Here is a 3,752-nt window from a genome sequence, read left to right on the forward strand (position 1 = left end):
GTATTCCAATTGTCCATCGGACCGCCAGCGTGCCAGGTCGCCCGTGCGATAGATCCGCTCTTCCGGCCGGAACGGGTTCGGCACGAATCGTTCCGCCGTCAGATCCGGGCGTTTCCAGTATCCCCGTGCGACCCCCGCGCCTCCAATCCAAAGTTCGCCCACGAACCCCTGCGGGACCGGCTCGCGAGATTCATTCAGCAGATAGACCTGGGTATTCGCCAGAGGGCGACCGATGGTTGCTGGTTTCCCGGCTTCCCGTCTTGTCCAGGTTGAGTACGTTGTTGTTTCAGAGGGGCCATACAGATCGTTCACCGTCTGAATCCCCGCTTGCGCGTACAAGGCATCGACCAGGGATGTCGGCAAGGGTTCTCCCGCCAGGTTCACAGTGCTCAGGTTGCGAGGTAAGGGACCCGTCTGCAGCAGTGCGGCAGCGACTGACGGGACGGTGTTGAGAAGTGTCACCTCGTTACGGTGTTGATCGTTTGGAAGATCCAGCGCCTGATCGATGAGGATGATTCTGCCGCCCCAGGCGAGCGTGCCGAAAATCTCGAAGATGGACAGATCGAAACAAACGGAGGTGGCCGCGAGCACACGTGCGAGTTGCCGATCAGAGAATGATTCTCGAATCCAGTGCAGGAACGAGACGGCACTGTGGTGTTCGATCGCCACCCCTTTGGGGCGACCGGTGGATCCCGATGTGTAGATAAGATACGCCAGATCTGAAGGGGAGCCATCTGCAGCAGGATTCGTATCCGTGTACACGGAGTAGTCGTCGTCCATCAGAACGACGGGGGTGTTCTCGACGAGAGACGGGTCCACTCTCACGAGGTCCTTCTCGGTGACCAGGACCTGCATCCGTGAGTCTTCGGCGATGAATTGCAGTCGCTCGCGGGGATATTTGGGGTCGAGAGGGACATAGGCCCCGCCCGCTTTGAGGATCGCCAGCATGGCGACAACCAGGTCGAGCGAGCGGTTGAGGCAGAGTCCCACCAGTCTGTCGGGGCCAACTCCCAACGTGCGCAGGTGATGGCTCAATCGATTGGCCCGCGTGTTGAGCTGTTGATAGGTGAGGGAATTCCCCTTGCAGACGGCCGCAACGGCACGCGGAGTTCGGGTAGCTTGTGATTCAAACAAGTGGTGAATGCACAAGTGGGTAGGATAGTCCCGCTCGGTTTGATTCCAGTCGACGAGCAACCGTTGACGCTCCTCGCGCGAGATGAGATTCAAACTCTGAACCGGTTGGACTGGGCCGGTGATAAGGGACTCGAGCAACTCGACGAAATGGCTGGCCATCGTCGCGATGGTCTGAGGGGTGAAGAGATCGGTCGCGTATTCGAGATGACAGTCCCATTCATCACCGGACGCCTGGATGTTGAGTGTCAATTCGCTCTTGCTGGTACCGGTGTGGACCTCCAGCGGAACGCCGCGGCAGTCTCCAAGGTTAAGTTCGCCGACGTCGTCTTCCAGCAGCACGAACATCACCTGGTAGAGTGGATGTCGGCCGATCTGCCGTTCTTTGACGGTTTGCTCCACGATCTGCTCGAAAGGGAGGTCCGCATTCGAGAAGGCGCTCCAGAGAGTCTTTCGGACCTGACGAACGACTTGCTGGAACGTGGCACCCTCATCGATCCGGGTTCGAATGGGCAGCGTATTCAGGAAGTAACCGATCAGCGACTGCACGTCAGATCGACTTCGATTGGCAAAGGGTGTCCCGACAATGATGTCAGACTGCCCGGAATAGCGTGCGAGCCAAACCTGAAAACTTGCGAGCAGGAGTGTAAACAGGCTGATGGCTTCGTCACGGGCGAGCTGACGCAGTCCCGTCACGCTGTGAGCACGCAACCGGAAGCCATAGACAGCTCCCTGACCGCTGAGCTGAACGGGCCTTGTCCCCTCGATGGGAAGTTCGATCGCAACGGGTGGATCCGCAAGTTGATCTGTCCAGTACGCGACGAGTTGATCGCGGCGGGACGTGGTGAGCGATTGACGCTGTGAGACGGCGTAGTCCCCATACTGGATCGAAAGTCCCGGAAGATGGGCCTTCGCAGCATCTCCGTCAGCGGCATAGAGCTCGGTCAATTCCTCACCAAAGAGTCTCATGGACCATTCATCAATGATGCTGTGATGGAAGACGAAAGCCAGAATGGAATGCCCATTTCGTAATTCGATATGCGCGCCACGCCATAAGGGTGCGCGGTCGAGACTGAACGGCTGCCGCAGGAATGACTGGAACTTGTCGGACTGTAAGAGAGTCGCTTCGTCGGCAGGTCGATCACTCTCGCTCCACCTCTCGACAGGAAGGGCCACGTCGTACAGTGACTCGATCTGCTGGATCAACGACTCGCCCGATTGAAGCAGGGCGGTCCTCAGCCCTTCGTGCCGTTCCATGATCGCGGTGAGTGAACGGCACACCCGATCGTGATCAAGGACGCCTGAAAACTGGAACGCCAGCGGTTGATGATAGGTGGGGCTTCCTGGCATGAATCGCTCGACCAGCCACATCGACTGTTGGGCGAACGAGGCGGGAATCGGGCCGGGGCCGGTTTTCTCGGGAACTGCCACCGCGCTTCCGGATGGCTGGGCATTGGCCGCTTCAATCTGTTCCGAAAGCCGTTCGATGGTGGGAAATTCAAAGACGCTTCGCACAGAGAGATCGATGCCAAGTTGGCTTTTCACCTGGGCCGCGAAACGCATTGCGGAGAGGGAATGGCCTCCCAGTTCGAAGAAGTTGTCATGCAGTCCGACTTGCGTCCGCCCTAAAAGTGCCTGCCAGATTCCCGCCAGAGCCCACTCGATTTCGGTTCTGGGGGGGGCGTACGAATGAGGTTCTGACCAGTTCGTTTCGGCGCTTGCGCTGACTTCCAATTGCTTACGATCGACTTTGCCGTTGGCATTCACGGGAAGTGCGGAGAGCGCCACGAAACGTGCTGGAATCATGTAGTCTGGCAACCGGGATTGCAGCCATGTCCGCAGTTCCGCCGCCGAAACGGGCGTCTTTTGGTCGTTGACCACGTAAGCAATGAGTAAAACGTCTCCGGTCGGATCTTTGCGAGCGATGACGGCGCACGCCGTGAGTCGGGGGAATCCGCCCAGGACCGCTTCCACTTCGCCAATCTCGACACGAAAGCCGCGGATTTTGACTTGATGATCAACTCGGCCCAAGAACTCAATTTGCCCATCGGCGCGCCATCGGGCAAGGTCACCGGTTCGGTACCTTTGTCCCTGTTCGCCGGTTCGAAAGTGGTTGGGTCGAAAACGTTCGTCGGTGAGTGCCGGTCTGTTCCAATACCCCCTCGCGACTCCCACTCCTCCAATCCAGAGTTCGCCGGTGATGCCAATCGGAACAGGTTGCTGGTTCTGGTCGAGGAGATAGATTTCCGCATTCGCGATCGGGCGACCGATTGGGGGCAGGTCCATCCAGTCGGCCGGTGCCCCAGACAGCATATAGCTGGTGACGACGTGCGATTCGGTTGGCCCATACTGGTTCACCAGTCGGCACTGCGGATTTCGTTCGAAAAGCTTGCGGATCTTGTCCGTAATCCGAAGTTGTTCCCCAGCGACGATCACTTCATCGAGTGTGGCCAAGGACGGTGTCCTGGAATCGACAGCATCGGCGATACGTTGCAGCATGACCACTGGCAGGAAGAGTCGGCGAATCCGTTGCTTCGCGATTTCGCGAAGCAACGCTTGCGGTTCCTGGCGCACGCCGTCCGGCAGAAGAACGAGTGTGCCGCCCGCACACCATGTCGCGA

Annotated in this window: 1 protein-coding gene; it reads right to left on the reverse strand. The window is 58.5% G+C overall.

The features are described 5' to 3' along the window. Positions 1–3,752 (reverse strand): amino acid adenylation domain-containing protein (locus tag VGE80_RS19205; protein ID WP_440593781.1); only part of this gene is annotated, 3,752 nt, incomplete at both ends.

This window comes from Schlesneria sp. (assembly GCF_036405755.1).
Lineage (GTDB): Bacteria > Planctomycetota > Planctomycetia > Planctomycetales > Planctomycetaceae > Schlesneria > Schlesneria sphaerica.